13 protein-coding genes are annotated in these 18,859 nt (G+C 72.3%); 6 read left to right on the forward strand and 7 right to left on the reverse strand.

The window, feature by feature from the left end; all coding sequences use genetic code 11:
• Positions 1-37: 37 nt before the first annotated feature.
• From ACFYTT_RS04945 to ACFYTT_RS04955, 3 genes are all read right to left on the reverse strand, one after another.
• Positions 38-1,102, reverse strand: coding sequence for a LacI family DNA-binding transcriptional regulator (locus ACFYTT_RS04945; protein WP_387257811.1), 1,065 nt, complete (start codon positions 1,100-1,102; stop codon positions 38-40).
• Positions 1,099-3,546 (reverse strand): beta-glucosidase, encoded by a 2,448-nt coding sequence (locus tag ACFYTT_RS04950; protein ID WP_387257813.1) that lies wholly within the window; start codon positions 3,544-3,546, stop codon positions 1,099-1,101. Before ACFYTT_RS04950 ends, ACFYTT_RS04945 begins: the two co-directional genes overlap by 4 nt.
• Before the next feature lie 229 nt (positions 3,547-3,775).
• Positions 3,776-4,993 (reverse strand): ROK family protein, encoded by a 1,218-nt coding sequence (locus tag ACFYTT_RS04955; protein WP_387257815.1) that lies wholly within the window; start codon positions 4,991-4,993, stop codon positions 3,776-3,778.
• Positions 4,994-5,207: 214 nt separating this feature from the next.
• Between ACFYTT_RS04955 and ACFYTT_RS04960 the strand changes: the two genes are divergently transcribed.
• From ACFYTT_RS04960 to ACFYTT_RS04970, 3 genes are read left to right on the forward strand one after another with little or no spacing between them, the layout of a single operon-like run.
• Positions 5,208-6,872, forward strand: a complete 1,665-nt coding sequence (locus ACFYTT_RS04960) for an extracellular solute-binding protein (RefSeq protein WP_236146043.1) — start codon at positions 5,208-5,210, stop codon at positions 6,870-6,872.
• Positions 6,873-6,915: 43 nt separating this feature from the next.
• Complete coding sequence (locus ACFYTT_RS04965; protein ID WP_176094117.1) at positions 6,916-7,923, forward strand: sugar ABC transporter permease; 1,008 nt, start codon at positions 6,916-6,918, stop codon at positions 7,921-7,923.
• Positions 7,920-8,903, forward strand: coding sequence for a carbohydrate ABC transporter permease (locus ACFYTT_RS04970; protein WP_387257818.1), 984 nt, complete (start codon positions 7,920-7,922; stop codon positions 8,901-8,903). Before ACFYTT_RS04965 ends, ACFYTT_RS04970 begins: the two co-directional genes overlap by 4 nt.
• 111 nt (positions 8,904-9,014) lie before the next feature.
• Here the strand turns inward: ACFYTT_RS04970 and ACFYTT_RS04975 are convergent, their stop codons facing one another.
• Positions 9,015-11,357: a TIM-barrel domain-containing protein gene (locus ACFYTT_RS04975; protein ID WP_387257820.1), complete on the reverse strand. Its 2,343-nt coding sequence runs from the start codon at positions 11,355-11,357 to the stop codon at positions 9,015-9,017.
• A 162-nt stretch (positions 11,358-11,519) separates the two neighbouring features.
• On the opposite strand from ACFYTT_RS04975, the gene ACFYTT_RS04980 reads away from it, so the two are divergent.
• Positions 11,520-13,535, forward strand: coding sequence for a beta-galactosidase (locus ACFYTT_RS04980; RefSeq protein ID WP_387257823.1), 2,016 nt, complete (start codon positions 11,520-11,522; stop codon positions 13,533-13,535).
• Between the two features lie 148 nt (positions 13,536-13,683).
• Entirely contained in the window at positions 13,684-15,195 is a 1,512-nt protein-coding gene (locus ACFYTT_RS04985) for a DHA2 family efflux MFS transporter permease subunit (protein WP_387257825.1), read from the forward strand.
• On the opposite strand, the gene ACFYTT_RS04990 is transcribed toward ACFYTT_RS04985, so the two are convergent.
• Complete coding sequence (locus ACFYTT_RS04990; RefSeq protein ID WP_176094122.1) at positions 15,138-15,830, reverse strand: class I SAM-dependent methyltransferase; 693 nt, start codon at positions 15,828-15,830, stop codon at positions 15,138-15,140. The genes ACFYTT_RS04985 and ACFYTT_RS04990 overlap by 58 nt on opposite strands.
• A 109-nt stretch (positions 15,831-15,939) precedes the next feature.
• Here ACFYTT_RS04990 and ACFYTT_RS04995 point away from each other — a divergent pair, with 109 nt between their 5' ends.
• Positions 15,940-16,404 carry a DUF1992 domain-containing protein gene (locus ACFYTT_RS04995; protein ID WP_176095846.1) on the forward strand — a complete coding sequence of 155 codons (465 nt, stop codon included), beginning with the start codon at positions 15,940-15,942 and terminating at the stop codon, positions 16,402-16,404.
• Between the two features lie 55 nt (positions 16,405-16,459).
• Here the strand turns inward: ACFYTT_RS04995 and rox are convergent, their stop codons facing one another.
• The gene (rox, locus tag ACFYTT_RS05000; RefSeq protein WP_387257827.1) at positions 16,460-17,884 is read right to left on the reverse strand and encodes a rifampin monooxygenase; all 1,425 of its coding nucleotides are present in this window, start codon (positions 17,882-17,884) and stop codon (positions 16,460-16,462) included.
• Between the two features lie 452 nt (positions 17,885-18,336).
• A complete protein-coding gene (locus ACFYTT_RS05005) occupies positions 18,337-18,804 on the reverse strand; it encodes an HNH endonuclease (protein WP_131054184.1) in 468 nt (155 codons plus the stop codon).
• Positions 18,805-18,859 lie beyond the last annotated feature (55 nt).

Genomic DNA, 18,859 nt, shown 5'->3' on the forward strand with positions numbered 1-18,859 from the left:
AGTCTAGTGAGCCGCCCGGGGCCGCCCCGCCGGCCCGTCACCGCACCGGCGCCGGACCGCCGTACGACGCCGTGTCGACCACCGGAGGGGCCGTGCTGTCCCGCACCGTCAGGCGGGGAGCCAGCAGCGTCGTCTCCGGCACCGGTTCCTCGGCCAGCTTGCGCATCAGCAACGCCACCGCCTGCCGGCCGATCTCCTCGGCGGGCACCGGCACCGAGGTGAGCCGGGGACCGGCGTGCTCGGCGAACTGGTCCGGGCAGACCGCCACCATCGACACGTCGTGCGGCACCCGCCGCCCCAATCCGGCCAGCGCCGCCTGCACCGCAGAGACGGCCGCCTCGTTCTGCACCACCAGGCCGGACAGGTCGGGGTGCCGGGCGAACAGCTCCACCACCCGGCGGCGGACGTCGGTCGCGTTCTCCTCGCACGGCATCGTCACCGCCTCGACGCCGTGCCGGGCCGCCGCCTCCACCACCCCGGCGCGGGTCCGGTGCGCGAACCCGGTGCCCCGGTCGTAGACGGCGGCCGGCGCGCCCAGCAGCGCCACCCGCCGGTGCCCGAGACCGGCCAGGTGCTCCACGCACACCTGACCGGCCCGGTGGAAGTCCAGGTCCACGCAGGTCAGGCCGACGGTGTCGGCGGGTACACCGATCAGGACACTGGGTCGGCCCAGGCCCCGCAGCAGCGGCACCCGCGCGTCGCGCAGCTCCACGTCCATCACCAGCACCCCGTCGACCAGCGCCCCGGCGGCGACCCGACGCAGCCCCTCCGGGCCCTCGTCGGAGGTCACCAGCAGCACGTCGTGGTCGTGGCGGCGGGCCGAGGTCACCACCGCCGTGGCGAACTGCATCACCACCGGCACCTGGATGCCCGAGCGCAGCGGCAGCACCAGGGCGATCACGTTGGAGCGACGGCTGGCCAACGCCCGTGCCCCGGCGTTCGGGTGGTAGCCGAGCACCCGGATGCTGGCCAGGACCCGGTTGCGGGTCAGCTCCGAGATGGCCCGTTTGCCGCTGAGTACGTACGACACGGTGCTCACCGCGACACCCGCGTGCCGGGCCACGTCGGCGATGGTGGGTTGGCCCGACGCGCGCCGGCTCACCGGGCCCCGCTCGCGCTGTGCAGCCGCGTCGACCGGGGCGCCGCGTCGCCGCGTACCGCCAGCGCGCCGACCAGCCGCACGTCGGTGGCGGAGCGTCCGACCAGCACGCTGTGCGTGGCGTCCTCCACCACGAGCGCGCCCCGGTCGGCGTCCCACCAGCCCAGCTCGGCGGTGTGCAGCCGCAGCGTGACGGTCCGGTGTTCCCCGGGGGCCAGCGTGATCCGGTCGAAGTCGCGCAGTTGCCGCAGCGGCTGCTTGACCCGGGAGCGGCGTTGCCGGGTGTAGAGCTGCACCACCTCCACGCCGGGCCGGGTGCCGCTGTTGGTGACGTCCACGCTCACCTCGACCGTCTCACCGACCGTCGCGGTGTCGACGCTCAACCGCAGGTCGGCGTAGTCGAAGCGGGCGTAGGACAGGCCGTGCCCGAACGGGTACAGCGGGTCGCCCCGGAAGTACAGGTAGGTGGAGTCGGCGCCGATCACGTCGTAGTCGAGCAGGTCGGGCAGGTCGGCGGTGTCGGCGTACCAGGTCTGGGTGAGCCGGCCGGCCGGGTCGGCGTCGCCGAGCAGCACGTCGGCCAGGGCCCGGCCGTGTTCCTGCCCGCCGTGGGCGGACCAGAGCACCGCCGGCAGGTGCTGCTGCGCCCACCCGATGGCGTACGGGTAACTGCTGGTCAGCACCAGCACCGTGCGCGGGTTGGCGGCGTGTACGGCACGCAGCATGGCCTCCTGCCGGGCGGGCAGGGCCAGGTCCACCCGGTCCTCGGTCTCACGGCCGTTGACCATCGGGTGGTTGCCCACCGTCACCACCGCGACGTCGGCGTCGGCGGCCAACGCGGCGGCCTCGGCCGCACCGTCGATCACCAGGTCGATGCCGAAGGCGGTGGCGGTCTGCCGGTCGTCGCCGTCGACCCGCAGCCGCCCCTGGTCGTCGACGGTGACGTACCGGTCGGTGGCCAGGTGCCGCAGCAGCACGGTGCCGGCGGGCAGCGGGTCGAACTGGAACGTCTCGCGCACCACCCAGCCGCCCGGGCCGGGCCGGTCGTTGCGCAGGGCGCCGTCGTCGTCGACGCCGACGTGCCGGCCGTTGCCGACGGCCCGCAGCGCCACCGTGTCGCGTCCCCAGTCGAACACGTCGAACCGGGCGGCGTCGGCGCCGAGGGTCAACGGGCCGCCGTCGGCGGTGTCCGGGCAGCCCACGTGCCGGTCGCCGACCCGCAGCGCGACCCGGTCGGTGCCCGGGTGCGTGGTGACCTGCGGCAGCCGCCCGGCCAGACCCTGGTAGGTGGTGACCGCGTACGGCAGGGTGCCGCTGTACCAGTCCTCGTGGACGGTGTCGGCCAGCGGGCCGAGCACGGCGACCCGCGTACCGGCGGGCAGGGGCAGCAGACCCGTGTTGTGCAGCAGCACCACGGAGTCGCGGGCGGCCTGCCGGGCCAGGTCGCGGTGCGCCGGGCAGTCGACGACGTCGGCGGGTGTCGCGGCGTACGGGTCGTCGTGCGGGGGATCCAGGTCACCCAGGCGCAGCCGTACGGACAGGATGCGCCGTACCGCCCGGTCCACGTCGGAGGCGGTGATCAGGCCCCGGTCGAGTGCCTCGGTCAGCCGCCGCCGGGTGGGGGCGCTGTCGGTGTGGTTCTCGGTGAAGCTGTCGATGCCGGCGCGCAGCGCGGCGGCGAACCCGTGCACGTGGTCGGGTGTCTGGCCCTGCAGGTCGGTGAGGTTGCCGATCGCGCCGGCGTCGCCGACCACCAGCAGTTCGTCCGGTGACCAGCTGCGCAACTCGTCGTCGATCAGCGGGCTCAGGTGCGCGGGCACGCCGTCGACCAGGTTGTACGACGCCATCGCGCCGAGGGCGGCACCGGCGGCGATCGGGGCGCGGAAGGCGGGCAGTTCGTACTCGTGCAGCACCCGGGGCGGCAGGTCGCTGGAGGTGGTGGCCCGGTCGGTCTCGTTGTTGTAGGCGAGGAAGTGCTTGACCGTGGGGGCGGTCCGCAGCCGGTCGGGATGGTCGCCGCACAGCCCCCGCGCGTACGCGGTGGCGAGCCGCCCGGTCAGCCACGGGTCCTCCGACCAGCCTTCCTCGTTGCGGCCCCAGCGGGGGTCGCGCAGCGGGTTGACCACGGGGGCCCACACGTTGAGGCCGACGCGGTCGGGGTCGGCGTGGTTCTTGGCGCGTACCTCGGTGCCGGTGGCCGCGCCGACGGCCCGGATCAGGTCCGGGTTCCAACTGCTGGCCAGGCCGATGACCTGGGGGAACACGGTGGCCTGGCCGAGCCAGGCGACGCCGTGCAGCGCTTCGGTGCCGGTCTTGAACGGGCGCAGGCCGAGCCGGGGGACCGGGGCCTGCCACTGGTGCAGCAGGCCGATCTTCTCGGGCATGGTGAGCCGGGCCAGCAGGTCATCGATCCGGTCCCGGGGTGCGGGCAGGGTGCGGTCGGTCATGGTGGATCGCCTTCCAGTGCCCGGCGCGCCGGAGGTCGAAGCGCTTCGACGGCGGATGGCCGAGCGGCATCGCAGGTGACGGTGGGGTGACGGTCGCCGTCCCGGACGCAGGTGAAGCGCTTCGACGAACCGCGGAAAGCAAGCCGCCCCGGGTGCCCGAGCGGAGCGGCTCGCTTCGAGGTTGGCACCATCGACCGGTCCGGTCAAGACTCGGGACGCGGCGCCCAGGTCAGCGGGTCGGCAGGCGTCCCGCCTCGATGACGGCCAGGGCCGCGGTGGCGCCGCCGAGCGCCGCGGCGGTGTCCAGGGTGGAGGCGTCGAGTCGGACGCCCCCGGCGCCGGGGGCGTGGGCCCGCGCGGCGAGTTCGGAGCGGGCCGCCGGCAGCAGCCAGGGCGCCAGCGTCGCGAAGTGGTCGCCGAGGACCACCGCCTCCGGGTTGAGCAGGTCGGCCAGGACGGCCACGCCACGACCGAGGTGCCGGCCGGTCTCGGCCAGGCCGCTGCACACGGTCGGGTCGTCCTGGCGGGCCAGCGCCACGATCCGGGTCAGCTCGGGCAGGTAGTCGGTGACCGGGCCGTCGGCCTCCGCGTCGGGCAGCAGCCGGCGTACCACGGCGGGCAGGCCGACCAGCGCGGTCAGGCAGCCCCGGCCGCCGCAGTCGCAGGGCGGCCCGGCCGGGTCCACGGGCAGGTGGCCGATGCCGCCGGCGAAGCCGCGTCCGCCGCGCAACAGTCGGCCTGCGGCGATGATCCCGGCACCGACGGTGATGCCGCCACTGAGGTGCACCAGGTCGGCGGTGCCCGCATACGCGCCGTGGCGCTGCTCGGCCAGGGCCGCGAGGTTGGCGACACTGTCCACGGTGACGGTGAAGGCCGGTTCCCGGAGGGCCGCGCGCAGGTCGGCGGCGACCGGCACGTCCCGCCAGCCGAGAGCGTCGGACAGCGGGACCGCCCCGCCGGGGTCGACCAGCCCGGGCACCCCGAGGGTGAGGCCGAGCATGGTGCGGCCCTGTGCGGTGACCCGGCCGATCGCGCGGCGGGCCAGGGCGGTCAGTGCACGCAGGGTCTCGGCGGGGGAGACCGTGTCGGCGGCGAAGGCCCGTCGCCAGGTGAGCAGCCGGTTGCCGCCGAGGTCGATGGCGACCGCCACCAGTTCGTCGGCGCCCAGTTGCAGACCGAGGGCGGCGTACGGTTCGCCGTCGAGCACCAGCATCGTCGCCGGGCGGCCGACCCGGTTCTCGGTGAGGCCGGTCTCGCGGACCAGCCGCTGGTCGATGAGTTCGGTGACGAGGCTGGAGACGGTGGCCTTGTTCAGGCCGGTGCGGGCGGCGATGTCGGCGCGCGAGCAGGGGGCGTGCAGTCGGACGTGCCGCAGGACCACCGCGCGGTTGGCGACCCGCACGTCACCGAGGTCGGTCGGCTGCGGCTCGTTCTGGATGCTGATCACGATCTGCCCGCTCCCTGCGCCGGTGTCGTGGCGCGCGCGTCCATCATCGCGTACCGCCGTGGCGGGACCGACCACGCCGTCCGGGCCGCCGGCACGCCCTGTCTTGTGGGACGGGATAGCCGTCGATTAGTTTGTTCGGCTAGAACCCCAACTAATCCTAGCCGGAGTCCCCCGCTCCGCAAACCGTTATCGACGACGACGAAGGGAGTGCGCCGTGACGCCTCTTGCGCGCACATCCACCGACCGCCGGACCATGCTGCGGTTGGTCGGCCTCGGTGCCGCCGCGACCGTGGGCGGCGGCGCCCTGGCCGGATGCAGCAAGGAAGCCGGGAGCCAGGGCAGCGCCACCAGCGCCGACGCCATCAAGGCGGTGCTGCCCACCTACCAGCGGGCCGAGCTGCTCAAGCCGGACATCCCCGGTGAGGGCCCGATCCCGGACGGCTACCTCAGCTACCCGCGCGAGCTCGTCGATGCGGTCACCGAGCAGCCCGGCCGGGGCGGCCCGCCGATCCAGACGATGAGCCCGTGGTGGGGCCCGACGCCACCGCCGCTGGGCCGCAACTCCTACCTCGCCGCGGTCAACGGCAAGCTCGGCGTGGAGGTCAACCCGAGCCTGCAGGACGGCCTGACCTACGCCGACAAACTCAACGCCATGCTCGGCGCCCGCGACGTGCCGGAGCTGCTGTCCGCGCCGAACTGGGAGGTGGACAAGGTCGCCCGCTTCTCCGACGCGGTCAAGGCGTTGTTCACCGACCTGACCGACCACCTCCAGGGCGACAACGCGGCGAAGTACCCGTACCTGGCGGCGCTGCCCAGCGGCGCCTGGGAGTACTCGGTCTGGGCCGGCCGGCTCTACGCCGTGCCGTTCCCCACCGACGGCCCGTTCGCGTGGGCCATGTTCTATCGCAAGGACCTGCTCGACGCCGCCGGCCTGGCCGCCCCGGCCAGCCCCGACGAGCTGTACGAGTTCGGCAAGAAGGCCACCGACCCGGCCAAGGGCGTGTGGGCCTTCGGCAGTGTCTTCGAGATGGTGCAGCAGTACTTCGGCTGCCACCAGACCTGGCGCAAGAAGCCCGACGGCGGCCTGCAGCACAAGTTCGAGGACCCGGCCTTCGAGGCGGCGCTGGCGTTCACCGCGCGGCTGTTCGCCGAGGGTCTGGTGCACCCGGACACGGTGGCCAGCAAGGGCGCCGACGAGAAGCAGCTGTTCAACTCCGGCAAGATCCTGATGTACCGCGACGGCCTCGGCGCCTGGCAGGGCATGCAGAGCGAACGGGCCAAGGAGCTGCCCACCTTCAATATGCAGCCGCTGCCGGTCTTCGGCGCGCAGGGTGCCCAGCCGGTCATCTGGGGCAGCGAGAAGCCGATCTTCTACACCTTCCTCAAGAAGGACCTGTCCGCCGAGCGGGTCGACGAGGTGCTGCGGGTGCTCAACTGGTGTGCCGCCCCGTTCGGCAGCCGGGAGTTCGAACTGCGCGAGTACGGCGTGGAGGGACAGCACTTCAGCCGGGGCGCCGACGGCACGCCGACGCTGACCGAGCGCGGACGGACCGAGCTGGGGGCGCAGTACACCCACATCGGCGGTCGGGTGCCGGTCAAGGTGCGCAGTGGCGACACGCCCAACTTCGTGCAGGACTACCTCGGCTACTACCGCACCAACATCGCCTCGATCGAGAAGGACCTGTTCGCCGGGATCAAGCTGGAACTGCCGGCGAACTGGTCGAAGATCATCCAGCCGACCGACGACAAGATCCGCGACATCCTGCGCGGCCGTCGCCCGGTCAGCGACCTTGCCCAGGTACGCAAGGAGTTCCTCGACACCGGCGGCGAGGAGGGCCGCGCGTTCCACGAGAAGGCGCTCGCCGACAACGGCCGATGAGCGGGCGGACAACCGGGCGCGCGAGCGGTGTCGGGGGACCGGCGTGAGCGCCCCCGGCACCGTCGAGGAGCGACCACCCGCCGGACGTACGCCGCCACCGCGGCGTCCCCGGCGCGGTGGGCGGCGCAGCCTGCGGGCCCGGCTGCGCCGCGACTGGCCGCTGCTGGCGATGGCCGCCCCGGCGGCGCTGCTGCTGCTGGTCTTCCACTACCTGCCCACGCTGGGCAACGTCATCGCCTTCCAGGACTACAACCCGTTCGTCGGCGACGACCCGCTGGACGCCTTCCTCAACAGCGAGTGGATCGGCTTCGGCAACTTCGAGGCACTCTTCCGCGACCCGCTGTTCTGGGACGCGGTCCGCAACACGCTGAGCATCACCGCCTTCCAGTTGGTGTTCTTCTTCCCGCTGCCGATCCTGCTGGCGCTCATCCTCAACAGCGTGGTCTCCGGGCGGCTGCGCGGCTTCGTGCAGAGCGTCGTCTACCTGCCGCACTTCTTCAGCTGGGTGCTGGTGGTGACGTTCTTCGTGCAGATGTTCGGCGGGGCCGGGCTGCTGGCCCAGGAGATGCGCCAGGCCGGTATGCAGCCCTGGGAGATCATGACCAACCCGGACACGTTCATCGTGCTGGTCACCGCCGAGGCGGTCTGGAAGGACCTGGGTTGGGGCGCGATCGTCTTCCTGGCCGCGCTCTCCGCGATCGACCAGAACCTGTACGAGGCGGCGGCGGCCGACGGCGCCGGGCGGTGGCGGCGACTGTGGCACATCACCCTGCCCGGTCTGCGTCCGGTGATCGTGCTGCTGCTCATCATGCGGCTCGGCGACGCGCTCTCGGTCGGCTTCGAGCAGTTCATCCTGCAACGTGAGGCGGTCGGCCGGGAGGCCGCGGAAGTGCTCGACACCTTCGTCTACTACCAGGCGATCAGTACCCAGCAGTGGGGCCTCGGCGCCGCGGCGGGCCTGTTCAAGGCGGTGGTCGGCCTGGCGCTGATCATCACCGCGAACAAGGTCGCGCACCGGCTCGGCGAGCAGGGGGTGTACGCGAAATCATGACCGCGCAGCTCAGTGGTGCCGGACCGGTGCCCGTGGCACCGACGACGGCGGGGCCACCCGGACCGCCGCCCCGGCGACGCCACCCCGGTCGTCCGGTGTGGGCGGGCCGCCCCTCGACGTCCCTGACCATCGGCAAGGGCGTCGTGCTCACCCTGCTGGTCGCGGCGGTGCTGGTGCCGCTCTGGGCGGTGCTGGTCACCAGTCTCGCCTCGCGCGGCACCATCGACGACGCGGGCGGCATGGTCGTCATCCCCCGGGAGATCGACCCGTCGGCGTACATCACCATCTTCAGCGGCGGTGACGTCACCCGAGCGGTGTGGATCAGCACCCTGGTGACCGTGCTCGGCACCACGGTCAGCCTGCTGCTCACCGTGCTGGCCGCGTACGGGCTGTCCCGGCCCGGTTCGGTCGGCCACCGTGGACTGCTGTTCTACTTCCTGCTGACGTTCCTGATCTTCCCGGGGCTGGTGCCGAGCTATCTGGTGGTGACCGGCATGGGTCTCAAGGACAGCATCTGGTCACTGATCCTGCCCAGTGCGATCAGCGTGTTCAACCTGGTGGTGATCCGCGCGTTCTTCATGAACGTGCCGGCCGAACTGCTCGACAGCGCCCGCATCGACGGCGCGGGCGAAGTGCGCATCCTCACCCGGATCGTGCTGCCGCTGTCCAAGGCGGTGATCGCCGTGGTCGGCCTCTTCTACGCGGTCGGCTACTGGAACGCGTACTTCAACGCGGTGCTCTACATCGACTCCAACGACAAGTTCCCGATCCAGCGGGTGCTGCAGAGCTACATCCTGGCCGGACAGTCACCGAACGTCTCCGGCGCGTCGGTGAGCCTGCCCGGCGTGACCGCGTACCCGCCGACGCTCGCGGTCAAGATGGCCGTGGTGATCGTGACGGTCATCCCCGCCGTGATCATCTATCCGTTCGTGCAACGGCACTTCACCAAGGGTGTGATCACCGGCGCGGTGAAGGGCTGACCGGGCGCGGTGCGGCCGCCCGGCAGGGGCCGGACCCACCGAGGTGGGTCCGGCCCCGTCACGCGGGGGGCCCGACTCCGTCCAGCCGGGCCCCCCGCGCGACGGCCGGCCCTACGCGGGGAACAGACCCGCGAAGGGCACGACGGTCACCGCCGCACCGTTGAGCAGTGGCCGGGCCGGCAGGTCGGACTCACCGACCCCGGCGAAGGCCAACTGCCCCACCAGCAGTGGCCCTCGCGTCCTGATCCGCAACTCGTCGCCGTCGCGGAACGCCTCGATGACGGTGTCGCCGTCGACGTCGTGCACCACCGTGCGCCCCTCGACGGCACCCCAGCTGACCAGCGTGACGTCGCGGAAGGGCCGGTCACCGACGGTCGGGTGCGGCGCGACCAGCGGCAACAGCGTGCCGTGACGCACGTACAGCGGGGTGCGCGACAGCGGCACGGTGACCCGCAGGTGCCGCCCGCCCGGGTGCCGCTCGCCGGTGGCCGCGTCGATCCAGTCGTCCCCGACGGGGAGATAGACGTCCCGCTGCCCGGTCGGGTCCAGCACCGGCGCCACCAGCAGGTCGGTGCCGAGGCGGTACTGCAGGTCGGTGGTCCAGGCCGTCGGGTCCTGCGGGGTGTCGACCAGCAGGGCACGCATCATCGGCACGCCGGTACGGGCCGCCTGCACCGCCGCCGACCACAGGTACGGCATGAGCCGGTACCGCAGCCGCAGCGCGGCGACCGCGTGTCGTTCGGTCTCGGCGGGGAAGTCCCAGGGCAGCCGGCTGGTGGTGCCGTGCAGCCGCAGCAGCGGCGACAACGCCCCGAACTGCGACCAGCGGACGTACAGGTCGGGTTCCGGGGTGCCGTGGAAACCGCCGGTGTCGTGGCTCCAGAACGGCACCCCGGACAGGCCGTGCGACAGCCCGCCGCGCAGCGTGCTGGCCAGCGCCGGCCAGGTGGCGTTGACGTCGCCGCTCCACTGTGCGCTGTGCCGCTGCCCGCCCAGGTACGACGAGCGCGCCCACACCGCCCGGTGACCGGCCACCTCCTGGGTGACCTGGGCGACCACGTCGTTGAAGAGCAGGCTGTAGACGTTGTGCAGTTCGACGCCGGTCATCCCGTTGTGGGCCACCGCGTCGGCCGGCACCCCCTCGGCGAAGTCCGTCTTGAACACGGCCACGCCCTGTTCCAGCAGGGGCCGCAGCAGGCCGGTGAACCAGTCGACGGCGGCCGGGTTGGTCAGGTCCACGATGGCGCTGACCGGGTAGCTGCCGTGCCACACGTCGGCGACGTACGTGCTGCCGTCGGGGCGGCGCAGGAAGTAGCCGGCCCGGTCCGCCTCGGCGTACAGCGGGCTGCCGGTCATCAGGTACGGGTTCATCCAGAGGCAGACCCGGAAGCCCTGCTCGCCGAGGGTCCGCAGCATCCCGGCCGGGTCGGGGAACGCCTCGGCGTCCCACCGCAGGTCCGACCAGTTCCCGGCGACCTGCCAGTAGCAGTCCAGGTGCAGCACGTCGCAGGGGATGTCGCGCTCACGGATGCGACGGGCCCGTTCCAGCACCTGGTCCTGACTGTCCGGATAGAAGCCGGAGGAGATCCAGGCGCCGAACGCCCAGCGGGGCGGCAGGTACGGCCGACCGGTGAGCCGGTCGAACCGGTCCAGCACCTCGGCGGGGGTCGGTCCGGCCAGCACGTAGTAGTCCAGCAGGTCGTCGGGGACCAGGATCTGGACCGTGCTGTGGGTGGACTGGCAGACGTCGAACTGCACCGGCAGGCCGCTGTCGACCAGCAGCCCGTAGCCCCGGTTGGACAGATAGAACGGCACGTTCTTGTGCGACCGGTCGGACTCGCTGCCGAAGGCGTCGAAGTTCCACATCAACGCCCGCTGGCCGCGCTTGTCCAGCAGGGTGAACTTCTCCCCGAAGCCGACGAACCGTTCGTCACCGGGCGCGACGAAGCTCTCGTGCCAGGCGACGCGGACCCCGTCGACGGTGGAGCGGCCGAAGGGCAGGGTGCGCCGCCGGCCGCTGATGTCGACCGTGCCGGGGTCCTGTTCCAGCAGGACGGTGCCATCGGGGCGCAGGAACCGGATCCGCCACGGGTCGAGGCTGATCTCGGCGACCACCGCTCCGGCGTCGACGCGTACCCACCGGTCGTCGCCGGTCACGGTGGCCGGCCGCACCTCCGGGCGGACCAGCGTCACCGCGCGCGCGGAGCGGGTCCGGGCCTGGGGGTCCTCGGCGAGCCGGACCCGGATCACGCCGTCACCGGCCGCCTCCACCCGGACCACCGCCGTCACCCCGTCGGCCAGCGCCGCCTTGAAGGTGGCCCCGGACGTGTCGCCGCCGACGAACTCGGCCCGGCCCACCACCGCGGTCCCACCCTCACCGGGGGAGCGGGCGGGCAGGTCGGGTGGGTCGGCCACGAACGTCTCGTACGGCACCAACGGCGGTCGGTACGGCATCGGCTCTCCTCAGCGACGGTACGGCGGTGCGGATAGTTTCTTTAATTACCCAACGAACTGTCAACGAGGATCATCGATGCCGAAACTATCGGCGCCGTTGACATGGGCAAACCGCCTCCATAGTTTGGACAGATCATCAACTAATCCGACGGATGGTGGACGATGTGGCACGACGGTCGGCTCTGCTACGGCGGTGACTACAACCCGGAGCAGTGGCCGGCGGAGGTCTGGGCCGAGGACGTCGCGCTGATGCGTCGGGCCGGGATCACCCTGGTCACCGTCGGCGTGTTCGCCTGGTCCCGCCTCGAACCGGCCCCCGGCCGGTACACCTTCGACTGGCTCGACCAGGTCCTCGACCTGCTGCACGACGGCGGCATCCGGGTCGCCCTGGCCACCCCCACCGCCTCCCCGCCACCCTGGTTCTCCCTCGCCCACCCGGGCGCCCTGCCGGTCACCGCCGACGGCGTCCGCCTGCACCACGGCAGCCGCGACACCTACTGCGCCGCCGCCCCCGCCTACCGCTCCGCCGCCCGCCGCATCACCGCCGCCCTCGCCGACCGGTACGCCCACCACCCGGCCGTGGCGCTGTGGCGGGTGCACAACGAGTACGGCACCACCTGCCACTGCGAGCACACCGCCCGCGCCTTCCGACGGTGGCTGGCCGGACGCTACGGCGACCTGGCCGCCCTCAACGACGCCTGGGTCACCAGCTTCTGGAGCCAGCACTACTCCGACTGGGCGCAGATCAGCACCCCCCGCGCCACCCAGTACCTCGGCAACCCCGGCCAACTCCTGGACTTCCGCCGCTTCTGGTCCGACACGCTGCTCGCCGCGTACGCCGAACAGCGGGACCTGCTGCGCCTCGCCGCACCGCAGACCCCGGTCACCACCAACTACGTACTCGGCGACTGGGTGCCGGTCGACCACGCCCGCTGGGCCCGCGAGGTGGACCTGGTCGCCGTCGACCACTACCCGTCGGCCGTCGACGGCGGCGCCGAGGAACAGACCGCGCTCGTCGGCGACCTGGCCCGGGGCTGGGCCCGGCACACCACCGCCGACCCGACCTGGTTGCTGATGGAGAGCGCCGCCCAGCAGATCCACACCACCGGCCGGTCACACACCAAGGAGCCGGGACGGATGCTGCGCCACAGCCTGGCGCACGTGGCCCGCGGCTCGCACGGCGCGATGTTCTTCCAGTGGCGGGCACCCGCCGGTGGCGCCGAACGCTTCCACTCCGCCCTGGTGCCGCACGCCGGCCCGGACAGCCGTGCGTTCCGCGAGGCGGTCGAGCTCGGCGCGGCGCTGGAACGGCTCACCGAGGTACGCGGCCGGGTCGAGGCGTCCGTGGCGCTGGCCGTCGACGCCCCGAGTGGCTGGGCGCTACGCCACCCGGGCATGCCCTCGACCCGACTCGACCACCAGCAGGAACTCGCCGCCGCCCACCGGGCCCTGTGGCACACCGGCCACGGCTGCGACACGGTCGCCCCCGGCGACCCCCTCGACGGGTACAGGCTGCTCGTCCTGCCCGCGCTCTACCTCACCGACGACACCACCGCCGAGTGGATCGGCGAGTACGTCCACCACGGCGGTCACCTGCTGGCCACGTACCTCAGCGGCACCGCCGACGGGTACGCCCGGGTCCGGCTCGGCGGTTACCCAGGCGCCCTGCGCGACGTGCTCGGCGTACGGGTGGAGGAGTTCCACCCGCTCGCCGACGGCGACCACGTCCGACTCGACGACGGCGGCACCGGCCGGATCTGGGCCGAGACGGTCCACCTGACCGGCGCGGAGACCATCACCGCGTACGTCGGCGGGGTGCTCGACGGGTCACCGGCGATCACGCGGCACCGGCACGGCGCCGGCACCGCCTGGTACGTCTCCACCCGCCCCGACGACGCCACCTACCGCCGGTTGCTGGACACCGCCGCCCGCGCCGCCGGTGTCACCCCGGTCTGTCCGGGCGCACCCGCCGGGGTCGAGGCGGTCCGTCGCCTCGGTGACGGGGTGAGCTGGCTGTTCCTGCTCAACCACACCGACCGCGCGCAGCGCGTACCGGCCTGCGGCCGGGACCTGCTCACCGACGCCGAGGTCGACGAGGCGGTGACTCTGTCCCCCGGCGGGGTGGCCGTGCTGCGCGAGGAGCTGACCGGAACTGTCCAGGCGGAGACTACGACCTGATCGGTCCCAGCAAGCGTGGCGTCCAGCCCGAAGCGGTAACACACTTCGCCGTGGGCGAGGCGGTCTCAAACCTGCTGGATCTGGGCGTACTGCGGTGCTCACCCGGAGGCTTGACTTCACCTGAGGTTGAAGGTCGAGCATGGCCGACATGGATCGTCGCGCACGTGTCATCGGCCTGGTGCTCGCCCTCGGTGGGCTGATGGTCACCGTCGACACCACCGTCACTCTGGTGGCGGTCCCCGCGATCGTCGCGGACCTCGATTCGACCCTGCCTGCGGTGCAGTGGGTCACCAGCGGCTACCTGCTCGGCGTCGTCGCGGTGACACCGCTCGCCGGCTGGGCGGCGAACCGCTACGGTGCCCGCCGCGTGTACGTGACCGCGCTGGTGATCTTCACCGTCTCCTCGGCTCTGGCCGGCCTGGCCTGGGACGCCGGGTCGCTCACCGTGTTCCGGATCCTGCAAGGGCTCGGCGGCGGCCTGCTCAACCCCGTGGGTACGGCCATCGGCCTGCGCGCCGTGCCCCGCGAATTCCGCGGTCGATTGATGAGCCTGCTGGGCCTGCCCGTCGTCATCGGTCCCGTCCTCGGCCCACCACTTGCCGGCTGGCTCGTCGACGCCGCCTCCTGGCGCTGGATCTTCCTTCTCAACGTGCCGATCGGCGCCGCCGCCGTGCTGCTGTGCACGCGGCTGCTGCCACCCCAACCCGCCGACCCGGCCCCGCCCGCGCGGATGGACTGGACCGGCCTGGCGCAGGTGTCCGGCGGCGCCGTGCTGCTCGTGCTGGGGTGCACCCTCATCGGAGAGACCGGCGAGATGACCATCGAGGTAGCCGCCGCGCTCGGCGCGGGGATGTCGCTCCTGGCCGCGTTCGTCGTCCGCGCCCTGCGGACGGATGCCCCGCTGGTGGACCTGCGGCTGCTGCGACACCGCCCCCTCGCCGCCGGCCTGGCGGTGCTGGTGTGTTTCGGTGCCGCCTACTTCGGAGCGATGTCGATCCTGCCGATCTACGTCCAAGGTGTCCGTGGCGACCCCGCCGCCCTGGCCGGCACCATCACCATCCCGATGGCTCTCGCCGTCGGAGTGACCCTGCAGATCGCCACCCGACTGGTCGACCGAGTGCGACCGGCACGCATCGTGTTCACCGGCGTCACGTTGGGCCTGCTCGGCAGCATCGCACTCCTGATCACGACGACGAGCGGCGCGTCGTACCCGATGATCGCCGCCGCGGCGGCCGTTCTCGGCGTCGGATCCGGCGCCACCCTGATGCCGACCATGACCGTGGCCGTACGCGACCTGGAACACGAGGACACCCCACGCGGTACGACGCTGCTCGCGCTTGTCCAGCAGATGGCCAGCGCGGTCGGTGTCGCCCTCGTGGCCACCACCCTCACCGTGGTGGTGTCCGCCCGGGTGCCCGAACTGGCCACCACCGACACCGGTGGGCTCGCGGCGATGCTCGCCCTCGACCTGTCCGCCCGTGCCGAGCTCGAACCCCAGCTTGCCGGAGCGGTCGGCAGTAGCTACGCCGTCGCCGCAGTCCTCATGGTGCTGAGCGCACTGGCGGCAGTCGTGGGCCTGCGTACGAGTCGCGGTGAGCGTCGTCAGGGGCGGCGCAGCCGCAGGGCCACGAAGCTCGGGCGCTCGGTCAGTCGCGCGTAGCGCTCCGGGTCGGTGGTGCGCAGCGTCTCGACCGCCCTCGGCTCGACCAGCCGCTCCAGCACGAACCCCGCGTCGAGCACCTCGGTTATCAGGGACTCAAGGGTCATCCGCTGCAAGCGCATGGTGATCCCGTCCGCCATCGGGAACTCGACCCAGCTCTCGTCGAAGTACGATCCGCCGTAGTACCGCCAGTCCGACGCCGGATGTGTCGTCGACAGCAGGAACCAACCGCCCGGCCGCAGCACTCGCCGCACCTCGCCGAGGAACCGGACGCGGTCGGTCAGGTGGTGCAGGACCAGCGCGCAGACGGCCCCGTCGAACGACGCGTCGGCCGCGAATTCCAGCGGGGAGTCCAAGTCGTGCTGGCGGACGTCGGCGCGATCGCCGAGCACGGCCCGGGCGTGCTCGACCAGCGTGGCGCTGCCGTCGACCGCCACCACCTCGGCTCCCCGGGCGACAAACTCGGCCGCGTAGTGGCCGCCACCACAGCCGGCGTCCAGGACCCGCAGACCGGCCACGTCACCGGCGAGCGTGAGCATGGCCGGCCGGTCCGTGTAGGCATTGTGCGGACTGTCAGCGGCGTGCGCCGCGAAGACGTCACCGGCCTGGTCGTGGTACGCGTGGGCTGCGGGCATCCGGGAAGCTTGCCGAGGTGGTGACGCGGGACGCAAGTCGTCGAGCAGGAAGAACGCTTCCACCGCCCCGGTACCCTGGGGGAACGGGGAGGTGGAACGCGTGGACAGGATGTGGGAGGCGTCGGTCGAGGCGCAGATCCGCTCGGCGCAGGAACGCGGGGAGTTCGACGACCTGCCCGGCGCGGGCCGCCCGATCCCGGGCCGGGGGATGCCCTACGACGAGTCCTGGTGGATCAAGAGCTTCATGGAACGCGAGAAGCTCCCCACCGACCTGCTGCTACCCACCCCGCTGCTGCTGCGCCGCCGCATCGAGCGCCTGCCCGACGAGGTCCGCGACCTCCCCACCGAGCAGGCCGTACGCTCCTGCGTCGCCGACCTGAACGCCGAGGTGATGGCCTGGCTGCGCAACCCGTCCGGCCCTCGCGTCGTGGTGCGCCCGGTCGACGCCGACACCGTGGTGTCGACGTGGCGGGCCGCGCGTCGCGCCGCCGCCGACCCGGCGGTCCCCCTGGCCGCCCCGCCGTCCGCACCCCGGTGGTCCTGGTTCCCGTTCCGCCGACGCCGCGCCGCCTGATCCGTCCCGTGGCGATCCTGCTCGACGGTGTCGAGGGCCTCCGCGCGGCAGGCTGTCACCGCGCCGACCCGAACCACCGGGGCAGGTGGTCCCGCAGACTCCGCTGCTCGGCACCGACCCACACCACGTGGCCGTCCGGCCGCAGCAGCACGGCCGGCACGTCCAGTTCCTCGCTCACGTCGACGACATGGTCGACGCGGTCCGCCCAACCGTCGACCGAGAGCCGGCCGGTCTGGTCGAGCAGGAGTCCGCGTCCGGTGCGCGTCAGCTCGTAGAGACGCCCCCGGCCCAGGCGTACGTCCCGCATCCGGCGGCCGAGCAGTTCGTGACCCGCACCGACGTCGTACCGGATCGAGATCGCGGTGATCTTCTCGATTAGGTACCGATTGACCTCCTCGAACTCCATCAGGTGCGACAGCAGCCGTCGCACCGCGAGCGGACCCGGCTCGGTGGAGAGCAGCTCCATCTGCGCGCGGGTGCTGTCGAGGACGTCGGCGGCCACCGGGTGCCGTTCCGTGTGGTAACTGTCCAACAGCCCTTCCGGCGCCCAGCCACCCACCTCTGCGGCCAGCTTCCAACCGAGGTTGACGGCGTCCTGGATGCCGAGGTTGAGGCCCTGCCCGCCGACGGGCGGGTGGATGTGCGCGGCGTCGCCGGCCAGCAGCACCCGCCCGGTCCGGTACCGCGTGACCAGCCGGGTGGCGTCGCCGAAGCGCGACATCCAGCGGGGCGAGTGCACGCCGAAGTCGGTGCCGGCGTACGCCCGCAGTTGACGCCGGAAGTCGTCGAGGGTCGGCGGGACGGCCCGATCCTCGGCCACCTTCTCGGCGGGTACGACGACGCGGCACATCCCGTCCCCGACCGGGCCGACACCGAACCGCTTCTGGGTCCTGCGTACGTCGGCCACGACAGCGGCCAGCGTCTCCGTCGGTGTGGTCACCCGCATCTCGCCCAGCAGCGTGTCGACCCGGCTCGGTTCACCGGGGAAGTCCACACCGAGCAGTCTGCGGACGCTGCTGCGTCCACCGTCGCAGCCGACCAGGTAGCGCGAGCGCAGTCGGGTGCCGTCGGTCAGTTCGACGGTGACACCCTGCTCGTCCTGGCTCAGCCCGACCAGTTCGCCGCCGCGCCGGATCTCGGCACCGAGTTCCGTGGCGCGCTCGGCCAGCAACCGGTCGGTGACGGGCTGCGGGATGCCGAGAACGTAGGGATGTGCGGTGTCCAGCCGTACGGGTGCGGGCGTGTCGAGGCCGGCGAAGAACCCTGTGAGCGGGCGCCGCCGGCCGTACGCGAGGAAGCGTTCCAGCAGGCCCCGCTGGTCCAGCACCTCGATGCTGCGGACGTGCAGGCCGAGTGCGCGTACGAAGGCGGGCGGCTCGGGTTCCTTCTCCACCACGAGTACGCGCACGCCGTGCAGTCGTAGTTCGGCGGCCAGCATCAGGCCGGTCGGTCCGGCCCCGGCGACGATCACGTCGACCATGAAATTCCCCTTGTTTCCGCAGCTCCTGGCTTCGGCGCCCGATTGTGCGCCCCGGCCGGGGTCTTGCCGCAAGCCCCGGGGTGAGCTGTACGGTCAAGGTGGCGGCACGGGATGCCCTTGCGCTTCGCGCTCCCACCGTCCCGCCGCCTCATACGCCGGCACTCTGCGCCATCGCGCGACACACCCCGGCCCACGCCACTCGACAGACGCCTGCCGTCTTTGCACGGCCGTCGGGTGTCCTCCTCGACCCGCACACCTCTCCGCTCGGGAGCTGTCCCACCGAACCCGGAGAGGGTGGCGAGTAATTAATGGATAACCAGTAACAGCAATCCAATAATTACTCGCCACAAATCGGGCAAAGGCACCACGCATCATAATGACTGTTAAGGTGCGTAAGGACTTACGCTGGTGTAGTCCACGTACTGTGCCGCCTGGTCAGGACTCTCGGGGCGTCAGGAGGGCGTCGGCCGGTACGTCGCGCGGGCTGCGGCGACCTCGGCGGCCTGGCGCTCGCGCCAACGCTTCTGCGCCTCGCGGTTGCAGGTCCGGCAGACGCGTCGGTAGCGGCCGGTCGCCGGCTCGATCTCCCGCTCGTGCCCGTTGCGGCACAGCGGGGCCTGGCGGCGTTCTCGGCAGGTGTCCGCGTGGCGGAGTTGGCGCAGGTGCGTCGGCTCGATGCAGTCCGGCACTGCACAGTCGTGGTGGATCTCCAGCGCCGGATCGTAGTCCCCGACGAAGACCACGTAGGCCGCAATGTGTGCCCAGGCCCGGCCCGCCAACTTCTGGTGTACGCCCCGCCGGGTGCCGTAGCCACGGACGACGAGGCATCCGCTGTCGGTGCGGGTCGAACGGCTCAGCAGGTACGCCCGCAGCGTGTCCTCGGTGAAGTGTCGGGACAGGCCGGTGATCTGGGACAGCACCCGGTCAGGGTACGGCGGCGGTCACCAGCGGGGGACCGGCGATCCGTGGGCCGGG

It is taken from the genome of Micromonospora sp. NPDC003816 (genome assembly GCF_042874705.1).
Lineage (GTDB): Bacteria > Actinomycetota > Actinomycetes > Mycobacteriales > Micromonosporaceae > Micromonospora.